The organism is Phocaeicola plebeius (assembly GCF_003437535.1).
Taxonomy (GTDB): domain Bacteria; phylum Bacteroidota; class Bacteroidia; order Bacteroidales; family Bacteroidaceae; genus Phocaeicola; species Phocaeicola plebeius_A.
Genome location: NZ_QSQT01000002.1, coordinates 47,286 through 68,340 on the forward strand (window position 1 = coordinate 47,286; position 21,055 = coordinate 68,340).

At 40.7% G+C, this 21,055-nt stretch carries 13 protein-coding genes; 12 read left to right on the plus strand and 1 reads right to left on the minus strand.

Going from position 1 to position 21,055, the window contains the following annotated elements:
- Window positions 1–115: 115 nt before the first annotated feature.
- From DXD04_RS01565 to DXD04_RS01600, 8 genes are all read left to right on the plus strand, one after another.
- On the plus strand, window positions 116–829 hold the full coding sequence (locus DXD04_RS01565) for a pyridoxine 5'-phosphate synthase (RefSeq protein WP_117670274.1): 714 nt from the start codon (window positions 116–118) through the stop codon (window positions 827–829).
- Window positions 830–832: 3 nt separating this feature from the next.
- Complete coding sequence (locus DXD04_RS01570; RefSeq protein WP_007564418.1) at window positions 833–1,552, plus strand: MotA/TolQ/ExbB proton channel family protein; 720 nt, start codon at window positions 833–835, stop codon at window positions 1,550–1,552.
- 6 nt (window positions 1,553–1,558) lie between these two features.
- A complete protein-coding gene (locus DXD04_RS01575; RefSeq protein ID WP_022054609.1) occupies window positions 1,559–1,975 on the plus strand; it encodes an ExbD/TolR family protein in 417 nt (138 codons plus the stop codon).
- 12 nt (window positions 1,976–1,987) lie between these two features.
- Window positions 1,988–2,824, plus strand: coding sequence for a TonB family protein (locus DXD04_RS01580; protein ID WP_117670277.1), 837 nt, complete (start codon window positions 1,988–1,990; stop codon window positions 2,822–2,824).
- 26 nt (window positions 2,825–2,850) lie between these two features.
- On the plus strand, window positions 2,851–3,399 hold the full coding sequence (locus DXD04_RS01585) for a DJ-1 family glyoxalase III (protein ID WP_022054611.1): 549 nt from the start codon (window positions 2,851–2,853) through the stop codon (window positions 3,397–3,399).
- Window positions 3,399–4,067 carry a 2-C-methyl-D-erythritol 4-phosphate cytidylyltransferase gene (locus tag DXD04_RS01590; RefSeq protein ID WP_117670279.1) on the plus strand — a complete coding sequence of 223 codons (669 nt, stop codon included), beginning with the start codon at window positions 3,399–3,401 and terminating at the stop codon, window positions 4,065–4,067. Before DXD04_RS01585 ends, DXD04_RS01590 begins: the two co-directional genes overlap by 1 nt.
- Window positions 4,067–6,166, plus strand: coding sequence for an ATP-dependent DNA helicase RecG (gene recG, locus DXD04_RS01595; protein WP_117670281.1), 2,100 nt, complete (start codon window positions 4,067–4,069; stop codon window positions 6,164–6,166). The genes DXD04_RS01590 and recG overlap by 1 nt, the downstream gene beginning before the upstream one ends.
- A 310-nt stretch (window positions 6,167–6,476) precedes the next feature.
- Window positions 6,477–8,807 (plus strand): beta-galactosidase, encoded by a 2,331-nt coding sequence (locus DXD04_RS01600; protein ID WP_259299489.1) that lies wholly within the window; start codon window positions 6,477–6,479, stop codon window positions 8,805–8,807.
- Window positions 8,808–8,840: 33 nt separating this feature from the next.
- Here DXD04_RS01600 and DXD04_RS01605 read toward each other — a convergent pair whose 3' ends face one another.
- Window positions 8,841–12,857 (minus strand): hybrid sensor histidine kinase/response regulator transcription factor, encoded by a 4,017-nt coding sequence (locus DXD04_RS01605; RefSeq protein ID WP_117670286.1) that lies wholly within the window; start codon window positions 12,855–12,857, stop codon window positions 8,841–8,843.
- Between the two features lie 355 nt (window positions 12,858–13,212).
- Between DXD04_RS01605 and DXD04_RS01610 the strand changes: the two genes are divergently transcribed.
- From DXD04_RS01610 to DXD04_RS01625, 4 genes are all read left to right on the plus strand, one after another.
- The gene (locus DXD04_RS01610; RefSeq protein WP_117670288.1) at window positions 13,213–16,398 is read left to right on the plus strand and encodes a SusC/RagA family TonB-linked outer membrane protein; all 3,186 of its coding nucleotides are present in this window, start codon (window positions 13,213–13,215) and stop codon (window positions 16,396–16,398) included.
- Window positions 16,399–16,432: 34 nt separating this feature from the next.
- A complete protein-coding gene (locus DXD04_RS01615; RefSeq protein ID WP_117670290.1) occupies window positions 16,433–18,109 on the plus strand; it encodes a SusD/RagB family nutrient-binding outer membrane lipoprotein in 1,677 nt (558 codons plus the stop codon).
- 25 nt (window positions 18,110–18,134) lie between these two features.
- Window positions 18,135–19,388, plus strand: a complete 1,254-nt coding sequence (locus DXD04_RS01620) for a hypothetical protein (RefSeq protein WP_117670292.1) — start codon at window positions 18,135–18,137, stop codon at window positions 19,386–19,388.
- A 91-nt stretch (window positions 19,389–19,479) separates the two neighbouring features.
- Window positions 19,480–21,051: a cellulase family glycosylhydrolase gene (locus DXD04_RS01625; RefSeq protein WP_117670294.1), complete on the plus strand. Its 1,572-nt coding sequence runs from the start codon at window positions 19,480–19,482 to the stop codon at window positions 21,049–21,051.
- Window positions 21,052–21,055 lie beyond the last annotated feature (4 nt).

Genomic DNA, 21,055 nt, shown 5'->3' on the forward strand with positions numbered 1-21,055 from the left:
GTTGATGCAAAGATAGTGAAAGGCGAGAGCAGAGACAAACGAAAAACAAAGTTTTTCGATAGGACTATGCCGAGCCGTTTCCTGTCTTCTTAAAAGATAACGAAATTCATGAAATATGACTAAATTAAGTGTGAATATAAATAAGGTGGCTACGCTTCGTAATGCACGAGGTGGAAACAACCCTGATGTAGAGAAAGTAGCGCTGGACTGCGAGCTGTTCGGGGCGGAAGGTATCACGGTTCACCCACGTCCGGATGAACGTCATATCCGGTATGCGGATGTATATGCCTTGCGCCCGGTGTTGAAAACTGAATTCAATATCGAAGGATATCCTTCGAAAGAGTTTATCGACCTGGTACTGAGAGTAAAACCTACACAGGTGACTTTGGTGCCGGATGCTCCTGACCAGATTACTTCGAATTGTGGATGGGACACCAAAACGCATCAGGCTTTCCTGACAGAATTGATGGATACGTTCGGTGAAGCAGGCATACGTACCTCTATTTTTGTAGGTACAGACCTGGAACTGATTGAGTATGCGGCCAAGACAGGAGCCGACCGTGTGGAATTGTACACGGAACCTTATGCCTCACTCTATCCCAAGAATCCGGAAGCAGCCGTGGCTCCTTTTATAGAAGCGGCTGAGAGAGTACATAAACTGGGAATGGGATTGAATGCCGGACACGATTTGAGTCTGGTGAACTTGAAGTATTTCCATGATAATATCCCTTGGCTGGATGAAGTTTCTATTGGTCACGCACTGATTTGTGATGCACTTTATTTAGGATTAAAGAAAACCATTGAAGAATATAAAAATTGCCTTCGTTAAATTATGATGACATTAACTTTACTGGCTGCCGCACAAGCTGTAGCCGATACAATGGCCGGAGCAAATCCGGTGTTGACTCCGGTTGCTTCGGGGGAACCGCAGATGAATCTTTGGGATATGGCCTGCAAAGGAGGCTGGATTATGATTGTACTGGCTTTGATGTCGGTAATTGCTTTTTATATTTTCTTTGAACGCGCGGTGGCTATCCGCAAGGCTGGAAAGGATGATCCTTTGTTTATGGACCGTATCCGTGATTATATCAAATCGGGAGAAATCAAATCGGCTATCAATTATTGCCGCATTACGAACACTCCTTCTGCACGTATGATTGAAAAAGGAATCACACGTATGGGACGTCCGGTTGCCGATGTGCAGGCTGCCATTGAAAATACCGGAAACATCGAAGTGGCCAAGCTGGAAAATGGTTTGTCCATTATGGCTACCATTTCAAGTGGGGCACCGATGTTGGGATTCTTGGGTACGGTAACCGGTATGGTACGTGCCTTTTGGAATATGGCTAACGCTGGAAACAACATTGATATTACCCTTTTGTCAAGTGGTATTTATGAGGCCATGATTACTACGGTGGGTGGACTGGTAGTAGGTATTGCTACGATGTTTGCCTATAATCATCTGGTGTATCGTGTAGATAAGGTAGTAAGTCAGATGGAAGCACGTACGCTGGCTTTCATGGACTTGCTGAATGAACCGACTGAAAAATAATCGCGTATGGCTTTAAAGAGAAGACAGAAAATATCACCCAGCTTCAGCATGTCGTCTATGACCGACTTGATTTTCCTGCTGCTGATATTTTTTATGATTACTTCTACCATGGTATCGCCGAATGCCATCAAGGTGCTTCTGCCGCAAGGTTCGGAGCAGACTTCGGCTAAACCTATGGCACGGGTGATTATAGATAAGGACCTGAATTATTACGGGGCTTTCGGTAACGAAGATGAAATGCCGCTGGCCATTGATGAAGTGACGGCTTTTCTTCAGGAATGTGCTCGGAAAGAACCGGAAATGTATGTGGCATTGTATGCCGATGAATCGATTCCTTATCGGGAAATCGTGCGGGTGCTGAATATTGCGAACGAGAATCATTTTAAAATGGTCCTGGCGACTCGCCGTCCGGATAAAAACTAAAACAGAGTAACGTTGAAAAAAAATAAGGTAATCGGAATTGTATGTACGGTGGCTTTGCACGTGCTGGTGCTGCTGTTGCTGTTTCTTCTGAAGCTGACCGTTCCGGCAGAACAGGAGGAAGGCGGTGTGCCCGTCATGTTAGGCAATACGGAACTGGCTGCAGGTGATGCCGACCCTTATACGATGACCGAGGTGGATGTCATGCCGTCGGAAGCTCCTTCTTCTGCACCGGAAGCTGCAGCAGAGCCAGAGGTGGAACAGCCCATGATTACGCAGCAGGATGAACCTTCTTTGCAGGTGAAGAAAGAAAAGCCTAAAACAGAGACGAAGAAGGAACAACCTAAAAAGACACCGGTAAAGACTGAAACGCAGAAGGTGAATAAGCCGAAGGAGAAAACAGAGGCTGAAAAACGGGCAGAAGCAGAAAAAGCGGCTGCTCAGGCTGCGGCCAATGCCATTGCTGGGGCATTTGGAAAAGGTTCTCAGATGGGGAGCAAAGGAAATGCCGCCGGAGCCGGACTGCAGGGTAGTCCTACAGGAAATTCTTCTACTGGAAAAACGAGTGGTGTAGGTGGTTATGGCACATTCGACCTGAACGGGCGAACTTTGGGAGGTGGAAAGCTTCCTGTACCCGTCTACAATGTGCAGGATGAAGGACGTGTGGTTGTAACCATTGTGGTGAATCCAGCCGGACAGGTCATCAGTACCAGCATTAACAAACGGACGAACACAGTGAATCCGGCATTGCGAAGAGCGGCGGAAGAGGCAGCTCGAAAAGCACGCTTTAATGCGGTGGATGGAGTGAATAATCAGAGCGGTACCATTACGTACTACTTTAAGTTGAAATAAAACTTTTAATTCTAAATAATAGATTTATGAAAGCAGTTTGTATCTTTTTGGCTGAAGGTTTCGAGGAAATGGAAGCCATGTTTCCGTTGGATATTATGCGCAGAGGCGGATTGAACGTAAAAACGGTGTCTGTCACTGGAAACAAGACGGTCATCAGTTCTCATCAGGTACCCATTGTGGCTGATTTGTTGTTCGAAGAACTGAAGGAGGAAGATGTAGAAATGATTGTTCTTCCTGGTGGACTGCCGGGTGCTACTAACTTGGATGCACATGCCGGACTGGACAAACTGATTATGAGCTTTGCGGCTGCCGGAAAACCGTTGGCTGCCATTTGTGCCGCTCCGATGGTATATGGCAAGCGCGGTTTGCTGAAAGGCAAGAAAGCTACCTGCTATCCGGGCTTCGACAAGTTCCTGGAAGGAGCTGAATATACAGGAAATATGGTGGAAGTAGTCGACAACTTCATTTTGGGTAAAGGTCCGGGTGCCGCACCTGCCTTTGGCTTTACTATCCTGGAGAAATTTGCAGGAGCAGAAAAAGCACTCGAAGTGAAAAAAGGAATGTTGCTGGCTTAATGAAGAAATATGTGATAGTGGTAGCGGGAGGAAAAGGCCTGCGTATGGGGGGAGAGATTCCCAAACAATTCATTCCGGTAAAAGGAAAGCCGGTATTGATGCGTACGCTGGAAACTTTTCATGCCTGTGACCCGAACATTGAATTGATTGTGGTGCTTCCGGTGGAACAGCGTTCCTACTGGGAGCACCTTTGTGCTGAATACGGCTTTACGTTGCCTCACCGTATTGCGGCAGGTGGAGAAACGCGTTTCCATTCCGTAAAGAACGGATTGGCACTGGTGGAAGAAGACGGTGTGGTCGGTGTGCACGACGGGGTACGTCCTTTCGTCTCTGCCGAAGTCATTGCGAATTGTTATGCGCAGGCAGCCACTTTGCAGGCTGTGGTTCCGGTAACAGATGTAGTGGAAACAGTCCGTCATTTGTTGCCCGAAGGAGGAAGTGAGACTGTATCACGCAATGACTACAAGCTGGTGCAGACTCCTCAAGTCTTCACTGTGGAGTTGTTGAAACGGGCCTATGCCCAGGACTACAAGCCCTTCTTTACCGACGATGCTTCGGTGGTGGAAGCATTGGGACAGCCTGTACATCCGGTATCCGGCAACCGGGAGAACATCAAACTCACCACGCCTTTTGACTTGAAAGTAGCAGAATCTCTTATCGATGACTAATGTTTGACCTATCCACACGCGATGTGAAATATTTGCCAGGAGTAGGGCCGCAGCGGGCGGCCATACTGAATAAGGAATTAAATATCTATTCCTTACGCGACCTGTTGTATTATTTCCCATACAAGTATGTGGACCGCAGTCGTCTGTATTACATCCATGAGATAGACGGCAACATGCCTTACATACAGTTGCGCGGACGGATTCTGAGTTTTGAAATGTTCGGAGAAGGTCGTCAGCGCCGGCTGGTGGGACATTTTTCCGACGGTACGGGAGTGGTGGACTTAGTGTGGTTTCAAGGATTGAAATATATCACTGGAAAGTACAAAGCCAACGAAGAATACATTGTGTTCGGCAAGCCCACGGTTTTCAACGGACGTATCAACGTGGCGCATCCCGATATTGACCCGACACAAGAACTGACCCTTTCTACCATGGGGCTTCAGCCTTATTACAATACTACGGAAAAGATGAAGCGTACCAGCCTGAATTCTCATGCGCTGGAAAAGCTGATGAAAAATCTTTTTCAGGCCTTGCAGAAAGAAAGCTTTGAGGAAACGCTAAGTCCCTCTTTAATCGCAGCACATCAGCTGATGCCCCTGACCGATGCGTTGTATAATATTCATTTTCCGCAGAATCCGGAACTTCTTCGTAAGGCACAGTATCGCTTGAAATTTGAGGAACTGTTTTACGTACAGCTCAATATTCTCCGTTATACCAAAGAACGTCGCAATAAATTCCGTGGACTGGTATTTGAACGGGTGGATGAAATTTTCAATACCTTCTATGCGCATCACCTGCCTTTCCAGTTGACGGGGGCACAGAAACGTGTAATCAAGGAAATGCGTCGCGACATGGGCAGTGGACGACAGATGAACCGTTTGTTGCAAGGCGATGTGGGTAGTGGAAAAACATTAGTAGCCCTGATGACTATGCTGATAGCCTTGGATAACGGATTCCAAGCCTGCATGATGGCTCCGACGGAAATTCTTGCCACACAGCATTATGAAACCATCCGTCGCTTTCTGAATGGGATGTCTGTACGGGTGGAGTTGTTGACCGGCAACGTGAAAGGAAAGCGTCGTGAAACGATTCTTCGCGACTTATTAACAGGGGATGTGCATATCTTGATTGGTACGCATGCTGTGATTGAAGATACCGTCAACTTCTCTTCTTTGGGACTGGTGGTGATTGACGAACAACATCGTTTTGGAGTAGCCCAGCGAGCCAAGTTGTGGGCTAAGAATACCCGTCCTCCTCATGTACTGGTTATGACGGCCACTCCGATTCCACGTACGCTGGCCATGACCTTGTATGGCGACCTGGATGTGTCGGTCATTGATGAATTGCCTCCTGGCCGAAAGCCTATCCAGACCATTCATCAGTTTGACAACCGCCGGAAAAGCATGTACGAGTTCATGCGGAAACAGATTCAGGAAGGCCGTCAGGTCTACATCGTGTATCCATTGATACAGGAGAGCGAAAAGATGGACATCAAGAACCTGGAAGAGGGTTACATGCACGTCTGCGAGGAGTTTCCCGAGTACAAGGTCAGCAAGGTGCACGGTAAGATGAAACCGGCCGAGAAAGAAGAAGAAATGCAGCGTTTCTTGGCCAACGAAACCCAGATTATGGTGGCCACTACCGTGATAGAAGTCGGCGTGAATGTACCCAATGCCTCGGTGATGGCTATTGAGAATGCCGAACGCTTCGGACTTTCCCAGCTCCACCAGTTGCGTGGACGAGTAGGTCGTGGTGCCGACCAGTCCTATTGCATTTTAGTGACCGGATACAAGTTGACGGAAGAAACCCGCAAGCGCATTGAAATCATGGTACAGACCAATGACGGTTTTGAAATTGCCGAAGCCGACCTGAAACTACGTGGTCCCGGCGATTTGGAAGGTACCCAGCAGAGCGGGGTCGCCTTCGATTTGAAAATTGCTGACATCGCCAAAGACGGCCAGTTGTTGCAGTATGTCCGTGAAATAGCTGAACGCCTGCTGGATGACGACCCTGAAGGCATGAAACCGGAAAATCAAATTATCTGGCAACAGTTGAAGGAACTTCGTAAGAAAAATGTAAACTGGTCTGTAATATCCTGACTATTAAGTTTATATAGTCCGATTGGATGTAATCGGAAAAACGCAAGTACGTTTGGAGGTAAACGCCTTTACGTTTGTATCTAAACGTACTTGCGTTTCAGGTAAAATGTACTTACGTTCCGTTTGAAATGTACTTGCGTTTGGGGAAGAATATAAAAGCTTTGCGTGTATCTGTTGAAAACGTGTGATAGTATGGTCGCAAAAAATTACATGTATTCCGTAAAAGATTCCATTTTTTCGTGTATGTTGAGGCGGTACTTTTGAATTGAAGATATTATGTCTCATTTTTTTACTTTAACTAGGAAAAACAATGAATCGATTTACGGGAACAATTATATGTATGATGACGGGAATGCTGGCCATGGCACAGCAAGTGTATGAACTGGATATGCCTGTCAAGGAAAAGACAATTTATAGTGGGCACCTGAAGTTGGGAGGAAGTAATCCTTCCGGTGAGCGTATTGAGGTAAACAGCTATTATATGTCGGTAGGGGGAAAGCCGGTTATTCCAGTAATGGGAGAGTTCCACTATAGCCGTTATCCGGAATGCCAGTGGGAAGAAGAAATTCTGAAAATGAAGGCAGGAGGAGTAACGGTGATTCCTACGTATGTATTCTGGAGTATTCATGAAGAAAAGGAAGGCGTATTTAATTGGGAAGGGAACCGAAATCTTCGTAAGTTTTTGTCATTGTGTCAGAAACATAATGTGTGGACGGTGGTACGAATTGGTCCTTTCTGTCATGGGGAAATACGAAACGGAGGACTTCCCGACTGGTTGTTTGCCAAGCCCTTGGAAATTCGTTCGAACGATGCGAACTACCTGAAGTATGTGAAACGGCTTTATGAAGAGATTGGCCGACAGTTGGAAGGATTGTATTATAAAGACGGTGGAACGATTATCGGCACGCAGATAGAAAATGAACACCAGCATTCGGCGGCTCCTTGGGGAATTACATATCCGGGCGAACCGAAGGACATGACGTCGGCCACTTATGATGCCAATATTACGATGATAGGAGTGAGTGTACAGGACAAGAAAATCACGACGGCTGATTTAGGTAACCTGCACATGAAAACGCTGAAAAAGATGGCCGAAGAGGCCGGAATTCAGACACCTTTGTACACAGCTACCGGATGGGGTAATGCAGCTGTAATCGGAGAGGAGGCCATTCCTGTGACGGCTGCCTATACATATCCTTTCTGGGCCAAACCGGGTATGTCTCCTTTTTGCATGTTCAAGGATATTCAGAAGAATCCCGATTATGCACCGGTGCGTTATGACACCGAGAAATATCCTTCCTTCTGTGCAGAAATGGGAGTCGGCATTCAGATGATTTATACCCGCCGCCCTATTGTCACGGCTAAGGCCGCAGAGGCGTTGATGGTGCGTACGCTGGGGAGCGGTGCCAATGGCATCGGGTATTATATGTATCATGGAGGTTCTACTCCGAAAATGGGACCTACGGCCTTTTTCAGCGATGAACCGATGGGAATGCCCAAGATATCGTATGATTTTCAGGCTCCCTTGGGAGAATTTGGTTTGGAACATGGTTCTTATCGTGCGTTGCGCCTGTTGCATCTGTTCCTGAACGATTTCTCCAGCCAGCTGGCACCGATGGAAACGGTGCTTCCGAAGGGATATGAACGGATGACTCCGGATAACCGGGAAACGTTGCGATATGCGGCGCGGGTAAGAGGAAAATCGGGTTTCGTGTTTATGGTGAACTTTCAAGACCACGATACGGCTCGGGTAGACCAGAAAGATTTGTGCTTACGGCTGAAGTTTGCGGATGAAACACTTCGTATTCCTTCGCAAGGTACGTTTACTCTGCCGAAAGATGAGAGCCTGATTCTGCCGTTTAATTTTCAGATGGAAGATGCCTTGTTGAAGTATGCCACCGCTCAGTTATTGCTGAAACTGGATGACAGGGGGACAGACCATTACTTTTTCTTTGTGCCGGAAGGTATTCAACCGGAATTTGTGTTTGACAAGACTACGGTAGCCGGAAAATATTGTTATACTCCGGAAGCAGGCTTAAAAAGTACGTTTACGGTGAAGACATCCGGTGGAAAACGGTTTAAAGTAACCACGCTGACCCGCGAACAGGCTTTGAATGCTTGTAAAATCAACGGTAAGTTGTTGATAACTTCTTCCATGGTGCTGCCGGAAGCAGGAAGAGTACGGTTGCTGAATATGGGAGACCCGGTGTTCCGTTATGTAGAATATTCTTCGGCAAAAGGCTTTAAGGAACAGATGAAAGAAGTTCCTTCCGTGCAGCCCGAATATACCTTCCGTAAGGTTGGAAGCCGTCGGTTGGCAGTTCGTTTTTCCGGAAAGGAATATCCTCAGGTAAATGACTATTTCTTGCGGCTGGATTATACAGGCGACGTGGCCATGGCTTTCTTGAAGGGTGAGCTGGTGTTGGATCACTTTTATTATGGAGCCCCTTGGCAGATTAGTCTGAAACGTTTCCAGCAAGAACTGACTGATGAGGAACTGAGTTTTTACATTCGTCCGTTGCGGAAAAATGCACCTTTCCTGTCTGATTTGCCGGGAGAAGCTGTTCCTGATTTTTCCAAAGGTTCGGTAGTTCGGGTTGATTCAGTGCAGGTTGTTCCGCAATATGTGACTACTTTGTAATGGTAAGCTGGTAGGAGAAAATCTAGAAAATTGCTATTGCGCTTCATTAGGGGATGCTTCTTTTTTCTTTCTGTATTCCGTAGGAGTCATTTTATATTCTTCCTTGAAATAATGTGTAAAGATTTTTGGAGTATTAAATCCCACTTTGTAAGCTACTTCTGCGACTGTCATCTGGGTTTTCTCCAGTAGTTTCAGACTTTTCTTAAGCCGTATGATGCGTATGAATTTGCTTGGAGAACTTCCTGTTATAGACATGAGTTTATTGTATAAGTTACTTCTGCTCATACCAATAATGCTACTTAATTCTTCTACCGAGAATTGAGGATTTTCGATGTGTTCTTCTACAGTCTTGATGGTTTTTTGAATGAAAGATTCGTCCAATGAGCTTGAGGTGATGTCACTCACTGGTATATCTGCAATAGAAAACTTTCTATGGCATTCTTGTTTCCATTTAAGTATTTTATTGATGCGAAGTTTTAAAATATTCAGGTTGAAGGGTTTGGCAATATAATCGTCTGCTCCTTCAGTTAGTCCTTTCTTTATATGTTCAATATCATTCTTAGCTGTCAGCATGATAACTGGTATATGTGAAATTTTGATGTCACTTTTTATGGCATGGCATAGTTCAATCCCATCCATGTTAGGCATCATAATATCCGTAATGACCATATCAATATGCTCTTTCTTGAGAATAGATAATGCATGTAGTCCGTCAACTGCAGAAAAAATATGATATTCCTTTTTTAGAGAATCGGATAAAAATAAGCGTAAGTCTTGGTTGTCTTCTACAATGAGTAGGGTGTTTTGATCCAGATTTTCGTTTTTCTCCTCTGATTCTAAAGATACCATTTCTTCTTCGGTCGGTTGGATATGAAATTCTGTTTCTACAATTTGCTCCATGGGAGTAATAGGAATATAAAATATAAATTTAGCTCCTGTTGGCAGGTTGTCTTCTATATGTATGTCTCCATGATGTAAAGAGAGAAGCTCTTTTACAATATGCAGTCCTATGCCACTTCCATACGATGATTTTTCATCAGCTATTTGATAAAAAGCATCAAAGACCTTGCACTTCTCATTATCTTCTATCCCTTTTCCGTTGTCGGCTACACTAGTAAATACTTTTTCGTCTTCGATCCATATTTTAACTGTAATTTTACCAGGAATACCTGCATATTTTATAGCATTAGATAAAAGGTTCATAAGAACCTTATGTATTTTGTCTTTATCAAATGCCATAGATAAAGTGTCAATCTCTTTTTCGAAGGTTAAAGTAATCTGATAAGTGGTTGCATATACGGAAAAATGTTTGATAATATCGTCTATAAACTCAATGTAGTCTCCTTTCTCTGGATGCAGTTTCATTTCTTGTATTTCAATTTTACGGAAATCCAATATTTGGTTCACTAAATTCAGAAGGGACAAAGCATTTTTATGAATAATATTCAAGTTTGATGTAATATCTTCGTTGTGATGAGTTTTGAGCACTTCTTCTAGTGGAGCTATAATTAAAGATAGTGGGGTACGGAAGTCATGGCTTAGATGAGTGAAAAAGTTTAGTTTCATTTCATCTATTTCATGTTGTTTTTTAGCTTCAAACTCCATTTCCTTATAGTGCATTCTTCGTTTGTGCTTTTGTTCCTTTCGATACCATACATAGGAGAATAGTGTGATAACCAAGAGTAAATATAAAATTTTGGCATAAATACTTAACCATATAGGAGGTTCAATATTGATGAGAAGTGTGGAGGGATTACTCCATAGTCCTCCAGAGTTGGTAGCTCGAACTTCTAGCTCATATATTCCTGGAGCCATATTGTTAAAAGCAATATAGTTGCTTTCGAGTGAAATCCATTGATTGTTCGTTCCACTCAATCGGTAGGAGAACCGAATATCATGAGTACGTACGTACTCCATGGTTGAGAAACTTAATTTAAAAGTATTTTGATTGTACTTGAGCGTTATTTTGTCTGTAAGTTCAATATTCTGGCTTAATATTTTGTGATGATTATATAAGGAATCTACATTAATAGTTGTGTCCAGAACTTTTAATTCTGTAAAGATGACTTTGGATATGTTTTTGTTGTATTTTATATTAGGATTAATATCGTAATATCCTCCATTTCCTCCTACTATGATATGACCGTTTTGTGACTTATATATGGAGTTATGTACGAAATCAGAGGTTTGTAACCCGTCGTTTTTGGCGTATGGGAGGCAATGAAATGTATAGCCATGTCCATGTTGATCTACTTGTATCTCTATTTTAGTAACTCCATCTGTAGTTACTACCCAAATATTTTGGTTGTTATCTTCGGTGATGCCTCGTACAAAATTTCCTTCCAGTCTGTGGCTCTTATTCAAATAGTAAATCGTATCAAGACGTGTGTCGAATATAGTAAGCCCTTCTCTTCCTCCCATCCACAAAAGATTTCGGCTGTCTATGTAGACGTTATTCTGTATTGTATCTTGGATGAATTGTGAGTTCTTATAGTTGTGGCGTATATTTTTTATTTCATGATTCTCTGTATTTATGACGTGAACACCATTACAGGTTGCCATATATATGGAGTTCTTTTTGTCAAAAAATACGTTCATGATATGCGGATCGACAAGACTGGAATTTTGTGGAGTAAATGTGTGAAAATATCCTGTTTTAGGATTAAATATATGCAGGCCACATTTTAAGTTCCCTAAATAGAGATTTCCTTTATTATCTTCAGTGATGCTCCATATACTGTTGTTGACGGGATTTCTTGGAAATTTATCAGAAAAAGGTTGTTGATGGAAACAATTATTCTGATAATAGCCGAATCCATCCAGATAGGTGCCAATCCATATTCTGTTTTGGGCATCTACGTGCATGCAAATAATCTTATTGCTAAATGAATTATTTTGCTCTTTCTTAAAAGTGGTAATATTCCCATTAGGATCTACTTTATAGATTCCATCTCCGTCTGTACCAATCCATAAATTATGCTCATGATCTTCCACTTGACATGAAGTATCGTAAGTGGAAGGGAGCATGGTTTTAGAGAAAGAGAAGAAGTGTGGGTTGTAGTAGGATATTCCGTTTCGCATTGTACCTACCCACATAGTGTTTTCATCATCATAGTAAAAGCACCATACTTTGTTGCTTCCTAATGAGTAAGGGGACAGGTTTTGTGAAATATGGGTATGTTGTTGTTTCTCTTTATCATAAATACTGATACCGTCATATTCTAATCCAATCCATATTTTATGGAAGTTATCTTCACAAATACTGATAACCTTATTTTTTAGAAGGAGGGTATTTTTTCCTATTGTACTTAACTTCCATGTGTTATTTGTATTTTGAGAGAACAGCCAAAGTCCTTCTGTGTTGGAACTATATACCCAAATGTCGAGGTTGTCGTCTACATAAAATTTATAGCTCAAGAATTTTTCTGCACCTAATGCTTCGTTTAGTGGAATAATGGCATTTGTATGCTTATGTAATAGATCTGTTATATGAAATTTATTCTCTCCGTCGATGTAAAATAGTTTATCTTTTTTTACACTGAAAAAAGTTATGTTCTCGGGCAAATCTTTTATGGTATGAGATTGTTGGGTACTGAAAGAATATACTTTCATTGTTTCTCCATTGTATGACCATAAATTATTGTGATCGTCAGTAATAATTGTTTGTGGATTTGCGCCGCTGTGCAATTGATATTTCTGAAGTAAGGGTTGTGCATTGACAAATAAGTCTTTTTCCCTATTGTATGTGAAGTAATAGCCAAAACGTTCTATCCAGATATTATTATCTTTATCAATTAAAATCTGACTGACAGAAGTTGATAAATCTGTTCCATCTTCAGTTTTTAAATATTGCTTTACATTGTATCCATCAAAACGGTTTATGGCACTGCTTGTCACACACCAAAGAAAGCCTTCGTTGTCTTTTAGCATATCTATTACTTCATTATCAGCTAAACCGTCAGAAGTAGTGAGATGTCGGAATTGATAATGCTCTTTCGCAATTGTTACATTAAATATAAAACAAAGTATGAACAATATCTGTGCTTTCATTTAATTGTATCTTTAATATAGAATTACTAGGTTTAAATAAAGGACTACTCATTTTAATTAATCATATAACAAAAATAGTAAAATATTCTTGTTATATTCTATTTGCAAAGATAATATTCATTTGAATTCCTGCTATATAGGCAGGGGTGTCTTATGTCTAAAAATAGGGTATGAAATGTTGATTCTACAATTGAAGGTATACTGTAATACATATCAGACCTTGGAGTAAATTGTTTGTATTTACATTTGCATGTGTAAAAAATCTTTGTTTTCTGTGTTCTTGGTAGTTTCTGTTTATCTATAGGTAAATGGTTTGCTTTTTGGGAACAATAAGTTTTATTAAATTCATAAATCTATGAAAACAGTAAGTAAAAAAGTTTTAATGTGTGGAGCTTTTTCCTTATCTATGTTGGGAGGAGTTCCGTATGTACAGGCAGATGCTCCAGATTGTTTGTTAGCGGTTCAGCAAGGAGCTAAAATTTCAGGTGTTATAACAGATTCCGAAGGTCCGATTATTGGAGCTTCCGTAGTTGAAAAAGGTACGAGTAACGGAACAATTACGGATTTAGATGGCCGTTTCTCTTTAGATGTAAAACCAGGTGCAATTCTTGTAGTCAGCTATGTGGGATATGCCTCACAAGAAGTAAAAGCAACGACTGGAACGATGAGAATTACCTTGAAGGAAGATAACCAGGTATTGGATGAAGTTGTAGTGACAGCTTTGGGTATTAAGAGAGAGAGAAAGGCTTTAGGATACGGAGTTGCAGAAGTTAAAGGAGAATCTCTTACTAAGGCGAAAGAAACGAATGTAATCAATTCTATGGCAGGACGTGTACCTGGTTTGGTAGTAAGCCAGACAGCCAGTGGCCCTTCTGGATCTACGCGTGTTATTTTACGTGGTAGTACAGAAATGACTGGTAATAATCAGCCATTATATGTGATTGATGGGGTACCTTTGGATAATACGAATTATGGAAGTGCTGGAACTTATGGCGGATATGATTTGGGTGATGGCATTTCGAGTATTAACCCAGATGATATTGAAAATATTTCTGTCTTGAAAGGTCCTGCTGCTTCAGCCTTGTATGGTAGCCGTGCGAGCCATGGAGTTATCCTTATTACCACAAAGAAAGCGGATGGGAAAGAAAAATTCAGTGTAGAATATAATGGAACTTTGACTATTGATACACAATTGTCTAAGTGGAATGATATTCAGCAAATATATGGTATGGGTAGCAATGGTACATATAGTATTGATGCAATATCAAATACCAATACGAGTTGGGGACCAAAAGCAGATGGAAATAACATGCTGACTTATTTTGATGGGGTATCACGTCCGTATTTGATTATTCCAGACAATACTTCAGGATTTTTCCGTACCGGTTTGACAGCTACTAATACAGCGGTAATCAGTGCTAGTCATGGTAAAACGGGGGTACGTTTTTCATATACAGATATGAGAAATAAGGATATTGTTCCTAAAACTCATATGAGCCGTAATAATTTCTCTTTGCGTGCAAATACTTCTTTATCAAAAGTTGATTTGGATTTTAGCGTGAACTATACACGTGAAGATGTGAAAAACCGTCCTGCTATGGGAGACAGTAAAGCTAATATCGGAAAGAACCTGATGACATTAGCCACAACTTATGATCAGGCATGGTTAAAGACTTATCAGGATGAAAATGGAGAATATAGCAACTGGAACGGAATGGACCCTTATAATGTAAATCCATATTGGGGCGTATATAAAAATCAGAATATTTCCCAAAAAGACCAGTTCCGTTTGAACGGTAAGGCTATTTGGAATATTAATCCCCACTTGAAGTTGCAAGGTACATTGGGTACTGAAATGAACTGGTTCACTTTTGAAGATTATCAGGCTCCGACTACTCCAGGATTCGAGGCTGGCCGTTTGCAGAATAGTACCTTCGAAAATCGTATGTATAACTTTGAGTTGTTGGCCTTGTATAACAATACATGGGGTGATTTTGATTTTAATGGAACTTTGGGAGGTAATATCTTTAAAGTGGATAATCTGACTACTATTACTACAGCGCAGGATATGCAGATTCGTGATGTAATCGCTTTACTTAGTTTTAATGAAATTAGTGTAGAGCAAAATACATATCGTAAACAGATTAATTCACTTTATGGAGCTGTAAACTTAGGTTGGAAGCACATGGTTTATTTTGATGCAACTTTACGTGCTGACCAGTCTTCTACCTTGCCTTTGAATAATAACTCTTATTTGTACCCTTCATTCTCAGGTAGCTTTATCTTCTCAGAGATAATCAATAAGAAGAACGCATTACCTTATGGAAAAATCCGTATGTCGTGGGCACAAGTTGGTAGCGATACCAATCCGTATCAGTTGGGACTGGTTTATACAAAGTCTAAATATACATATCCAGGTTATACAATAGGTTATATAAATAATAATACAGTGCCTAATAAGAATTTGAAACCCACTAGAACGAATTCTTTTGAAGTAGGTTTGGAAACAAAATTCCTGAATAACCGGATTGGTTTGGATTTCACCTATTATTCTCAGATTAGTAAGGATCAAATTATGGGTATGGCCAGTTCCTGGAGTTCAGGCTACAACTATCGTTTGATTAATGCGGGTGAAATAGAGAATAAGGGTATTGAAATAGCTTTGAATACTCGTTTGATTCAAACAAAAGACTTCTCTTGGGATTTGAACTTAAACTTCTCTAAAAACCAAAATAAGGTAAAAGAGCTGGTAGATGGAGTGGATATGTTTGAACTTGAAAAAGCGTCATGGCTTGATGTGCAGGTAGCGGCTAAGGTGGGTGAAAATTATGGATCTATCATTGGCCCGGACTTCCAGCGTAACGAGAATGGAGATATTCTTATTGATCCGTCGACAGGTCTGCCTATGTATGATAAGAGCTCACATATATTAGGTAATGCATCATGGGACTGGACAGGTGGTCTTGTTACAACTTTGGCTTATAAGAATTTATCATTGTCTGCTGTGTTTGATGTGAAAGTGGGTGCAGATCTCTATTCTATGTCTGCTCGTTCTGCTTATGAGTCCGGTAAGGCTTTGGAAACACTGCAGGGCCGTGAAGAGTGGTATCGTTCTGAAGAACAGCGTAAGGCAGCCGGATTCCCGAAAGGTTCTCCTGACTGGAAACCTACTGGTGGATTTATTGCTCCGGGAGTAATAGACAATGGCGATGGAACTTATCGTCCGAATGATATATACATTAATCCTGAAGATTATTGGATGAGTGTTTGTCGAAATGCCCCTTCAATGTTTATCTATGATAACTCGTATGTGAAATGCCGTGAGCTGACATTAACTTACCAGTTCCCGAAAAAGCTTCTGAAGAATGTAGTAGATAACTTGACCATTTCATTTGTAGCACGTAACCCGTTCATCGTGTATAAAAATATTCCTAACATAGACCCAGACTCTAACTATAATAATACTACAGGTATGGGATTGGAATATGGTTCTTTGCCTTCACGCAAAAGTTATGGATTCAATGTGAATATTAAATTCTAATCTGAGTAGACTCGTTACCTAAAATAAAATAGATATGAAATACAATAAATCAATTTTGGCAATGCTATTGACCGCATGTACTTTTTCATTTAGTGCTTGTAGTGATAGTTATATGGAAGATATGAATACAGACCCTTCTAAAGCAGATATAATTGACCCTAATGCCCAGCTTACTACTGCGGAATTACAGACGTATGGCAGATTGGATATGGTCGATATATTCAGAAACTATTTATATGCTTTTAACCAGCAGTTCATGGGATGCTGGAATACTACATTCCATGGTGGTCGCCATTTTATTGATAATAATATTATGGGATATGGCTGGACATTAGGTTATACAGGAGCTGTTTCAAATTTGGTAGATGCAGAATATCGAACAAAAGACGATCCGGAAAAAGTGAATATCAATGCGGCATTGAATATTTTTTATGTATATACAATGTCAGTTATGACAGACCTGTATGGAGATGTTCCTTACAGTGAGGCAGGAAAAGGTTATCTGGAAAGTATCTTTACTCCCCGTTATGACGAGCAGAAAGATATATATGATAGTTTCTTTAAGGTGTTAAGTAAGGCTGTTGATCAGTTTGACCCTGCTAAGGATGAGATAACAAGTGATGTGATTTACGATGGAGATATTCAGAAATGGAAGAAGTTTGCAAATTCTCTTCGCTTGCGTTTTGCAATGAGAATCTCCAATGTTGATCCGGAAAGGGCAAAACAAGAGTTTGAAAGCGCGTTGCAGGCAGACGGAGGAGTCTTTGAAAGCTCAAGTGATGATGCTTTGATTAAATATATGGAAATTTCATATAGCTTCGGATCAGAATCATATACAGATTATAGAGGAAATGCTTTGTCAAAAGTCCTTTATGGAAATGACCCTGCCAATAATCCGACTTATCTGTGTTCCACTTTCTTTAATCAGTTGTATAATACCGGTGACCCACGTACATTTAGAATAGCCCGTTGCTATTATGATGGTCTTATGAGTACTTCAAGTCCTGACAATCGTATTGACTTGACTGAAGAAATGATAGAAAAAGGTATTGCATTTCAGCCTTGTGTGCCCGGAGCATTCTCATGGGAACCATGGCCTACGGGATATGATAGTGATATTTTGAAGGAAATAGCTGAAACCAATCCGAATATTGTGTATTCAGTAGCACGTGAAGTAGAACCGAAGCTGGCAACAACTTTCTTGATGAGTGATAATCCTGGAGTGGTAATGACATATTCAGAGGTTATGTTTTTAATGGCTGAAGCTGCATTGAAAGGATGGAATGTAGGGTCAGCATCAGTAGAAGAGTATTATAAGAAAGGTGTAAGAGAAGCAATGAATTTCCTTTCAAATAATTATGATTGTGAGGAGATTACTGATGAAGAGTTTGAAACTTATTATAATGCTAATCCTATAGGTTATACAGACGAACAGAAAAAAAGTTCTATCAATACCCAAGCATGGATTTTACATTTTCTGAATCCGGCAGAGTGCTGGGCTAATGTACGGCGTTCTGGTTATCCAGTTTTAAAATCGCCTGTTGAGTATGGTTTTGAACAGTATCTGACGGATGGTAAGGAAATTCCAGTACGTTTCTGTTATCCTACTCTTGAGTCTTCGTATAATAAAGATAACTATGAAGAAGCTTTACAAAGAATGGGAGGTAAGGATAGCTGGTATACTCATGTTTGGTGGGATTCTGTAGATTAATTGTAGATTAAATAAAGAGAAGAATATGAAAAAAATATATTTGATGCTTATGGCTTTTGTTGCTGTAAGTTTATTGGGAGTTTCATGTAAAGAGGATGAGCCTTTTTCAACTATTACAGAAGATGATTATCCTAAGATATTGGATCCTGTATTTCCTGATTGGGTAGATGGAGAACCAGCTGTGGTCTCACAGATAACTCATGATGCCAATTTTACAATGAAATTGACAGTTACTCCTTCTGATTATACAGAAGTAACTTGGTTAATAGACGGAGTGGAGGTTCAAAAAGGAAATGAAATAGATATTCCACTGGAAGCAGGAACTTACTCTTTAAAGGTTGTGGCAACGACTACAAAAGGACAATCCACTTCCAGGGAAGGAAAGATTGTGGTCAGTCCTCTTCAGGGCGAACCATGGTCGGAGGCTGTTGGCTTTGAACGAATTGTATCTAATGGGGCTCGTGCTCGTCTTTATGGAAATAATTTGTCTTTGGTCACAGGTGTAGTGATAGGCGAACAGACGGTTCCTATTGTATCGATGGGAAGTTCAGATTTGGGTAACTATGTAGAATATGAGGTTCCTTCAAACTTGGAGGTGGGAGAATATCGTATCAGCCTTGTAGATGTAGAAGGAAATAGCTATGGTGGAAATCTTGTAACGGTAGTTAATGTTCCGGTCATCACTGGCGGATTTGCACATGCAACCTCACATAGTGAATGGGTTATGACTGGTATCGGATTGGATAAGATTGCCTCTCTTAGTATTAATGGAACCACAGTGACTGAGTTTATCAGACAAAGTTATGACGAAATAGTACTTACCTGTCCAGAATTAGAGGATGGTATGTATGTATTGAAAGGAGAGAGTGATAATGGAGCAGAAGTCTTGTTCTATTCTTCACAAAAAATGGAGTCTGAAATCTCGTTCGCTGTTTCTTCAGAAACATTGCTCTGGGAAGGACATCATTATGTATCCTGGGATTTGCCAGACGGTGATCCTCATAAGACTTTTAACCTTATTCCTTTGGAAACTTTTGAATCGATTTATCCGGGTACAACAATGTATGTAAGTTATTCGATTAAGGCTGACGATGAATATCATCAGATTCGACTGACACATGCAGCTTGGGAACCCTATTTTACCGACCCGATAGATGTACAAGAAGACGGAGTTTACGAGTTTGTTTTAACTCAGGAAATTTTGAATACAATCGAGGAAAAGGGAGGATTTATTTGTGTAGGTCACGGATATTATGTGGATCGGATAACTATTAAGTAATATCTTATGTCACAATCTTGTCCTTGTATTTTTACTTGGACAAGATTGTGTTTCTTAAAGGTTTCTATGTTAACCCTAATTAAAATTATGTATGAAGCATATATTATTATATGGAAGTTTGATGATATTGGTGCTTAGCTCATTACTATCCTCATGTTCAAGCGAAGAGAAATCTGTAATCATGCCGGTGCTTTTGCAAAGTAATCCTGAAAATGAAGCTCAAGAGGTTGATTTTGCACTTTCTGAGATTGTGCTGACGTTTAATAAGAAAGTCTGTATGTCTGCTTCGGACTTGGAAAAGTTACAGTTAAGCCCAAGTGCTCAAATAGAGAATATCTCATTTTCTGATGAGATTGTCACAGTGCAGATTTCAGGATTAACTCCAGAAACGCAGTATACTTTGACTATACCTGGTGGATTATTGATTGATGATGACAATAATTCTGTAGGTGAGATTAAAATACTTTTTAAGACCAAAGCTTTACCGGTTGACAAAGCGCCGGATAATGTTGGTATGGAAAACGATGCTTATGCGTTGTTTAAGAAAATAAAGGTTGGATGGAATTTGGGTAACTCCTTGGAGAGTTATGAAGATGGATTGGCCAATCACATGGATTCAGAGACTTCATGGGGGAATCCAATTGTGACAAAGGAGATGATTGATGCAGTGAAAAATGCAGGATTTAATGCTGTACGAATACCGGTCAGATGGTATCCTCATGTCGTGGATCAGAATACGATGGCTGAAATACGTCTTGATTGGTTGGCTCGTGTAAAGGAGGTGGTAGACTATTGTATAGATAATGACATGTATGTCATTTTAAATACGCATCATGAAGACTGGCTGGAAAGCCACCCTCTGAAATCAGAAGCGGAAACGGTATTGATGAAAGAAAAGAATCTATGGCATGCAATCGCATCTTATTTCAGGGATTACGATGAGCGTTTGATTTTTTCTGGCACTAATGAAGTCGAAATAAATTGGCAGGCACCTACTGCTGCTAATTTAGAAGTGCAGAATCGTTTTAATCAGTGCTTTGTAGATGCTGTACGTGCTACTGGAGGTAAGAATTATTATCGAAATTTGATTATTCAAACTTATGCCACCAATCCTGATTATGCATTTGATGGACTTCTTTTCCCGACTGATGTAGTGGATAAGCGAATGGCAATTGAGTTTCATTATTATCGCCCGGCAGGTTTCTCTTACATGGATTTTGCAGATTATACAGAGACTGTATATTATTGGGGGCAGGACTATATTCAGTATAATACAGTTGTATCAGGAGAACAGGAAGACTATGTAGATGAACTGTTTGGAAAGATTAAACAGCTTTGGGTGGATAAAGGCTATCCGGTTGTTATGGGTGAATATGGGGTGGTTACACCTCCTAAAGATAAGTCGGATGGGAATGTAAATGACTTAGCAGATACTAAAAGATATTATATGAGTTATATCACTTCTGCTGCCAAAAAGAATGGTATCGTTCCAATTGTTTGGGACAATGGTACTTTCTATAATCCTTTATATGATGGCCCATTTGTAGAAGGAAAAGAATATTTTGGCTTGTTTAATAGATGGTATCAGATGGAAGTAAACATCTACTCTAGACCCATTTTGGAAGGCATTATGGAAGGGGCTAATACTGAATATCCATTTTAAAGAT

Excerpts from the sequence above, each read along its gene's own strand:
- DXD04_RS01610 (WP_117670288.1), top strand. The coding sequence starts at position 13,213 with ATGAAAACAGTAAGTAAAAAAGTTTTAATGTGTGGAGCTTTTTCCTTA.
- DXD04_RS01615 (WP_117670290.1), top strand. The coding sequence starts at position 16,433 with ATGAAATACAATAAATCAATTTTGGCAATGCTATTGACCGCATGTACT.
- DXD04_RS01565 (WP_117670274.1), top strand. The coding sequence starts at position 116 with ATGACTAAATTAAGTGTGAATATAAATAAGGTGGCTACGCTTCGTAAT.
- DXD04_RS01585 (WP_022054611.1), top strand. The coding sequence starts at position 2,851 with ATGAAAGCAGTTTGTATCTTTTTGGCTGAAGGTTTCGAGGAAATGGAA.
- recG (WP_117670281.1), top strand. The coding sequence starts at position 4,067 with ATGTTTGACCTATCCACACGCGATGTGAAATATTTGCCAGGAGTAGGG.
- DXD04_RS01575 (WP_022054609.1), top strand. The coding sequence starts at position 1,559 with ATGGCTTTAAAGAGAAGACAGAAAATATCACCCAGCTTCAGCATGTCG.
- DXD04_RS01620 (WP_117670292.1), top strand. The coding sequence starts at position 18,135 with ATGAAAAAAATATATTTGATGCTTATGGCTTTTGTTGCTGTAAGTTTA.
- DXD04_RS01570 (WP_007564418.1), top strand. The coding sequence starts at position 833 with ATGATGACATTAACTTTACTGGCTGCCGCACAAGCTGTAGCCGATACA.
- DXD04_RS01600 (WP_259299489.1), top strand. The coding sequence starts at position 6,477 with ATGAATCGATTTACGGGAACAATTATATGTATGATGACGGGAATGCTG.
- DXD04_RS01625 (WP_117670294.1), top strand. The coding sequence starts at position 19,480 with ATGAAGCATATATTATTATATGGAAGTTTGATGATATTGGTGCTTAGC.
- DXD04_RS01590 (WP_117670279.1), top strand. The coding sequence starts at position 3,399 with ATGAAGAAATATGTGATAGTGGTAGCGGGAGGAAAAGGCCTGCGTATG.
- DXD04_RS01605 (WP_117670286.1), bottom strand. The coding sequence starts at position 12,857 with ATGAAAGCACAGATATTGTTCATACTTTGTTTTATATTTAATGTAACA.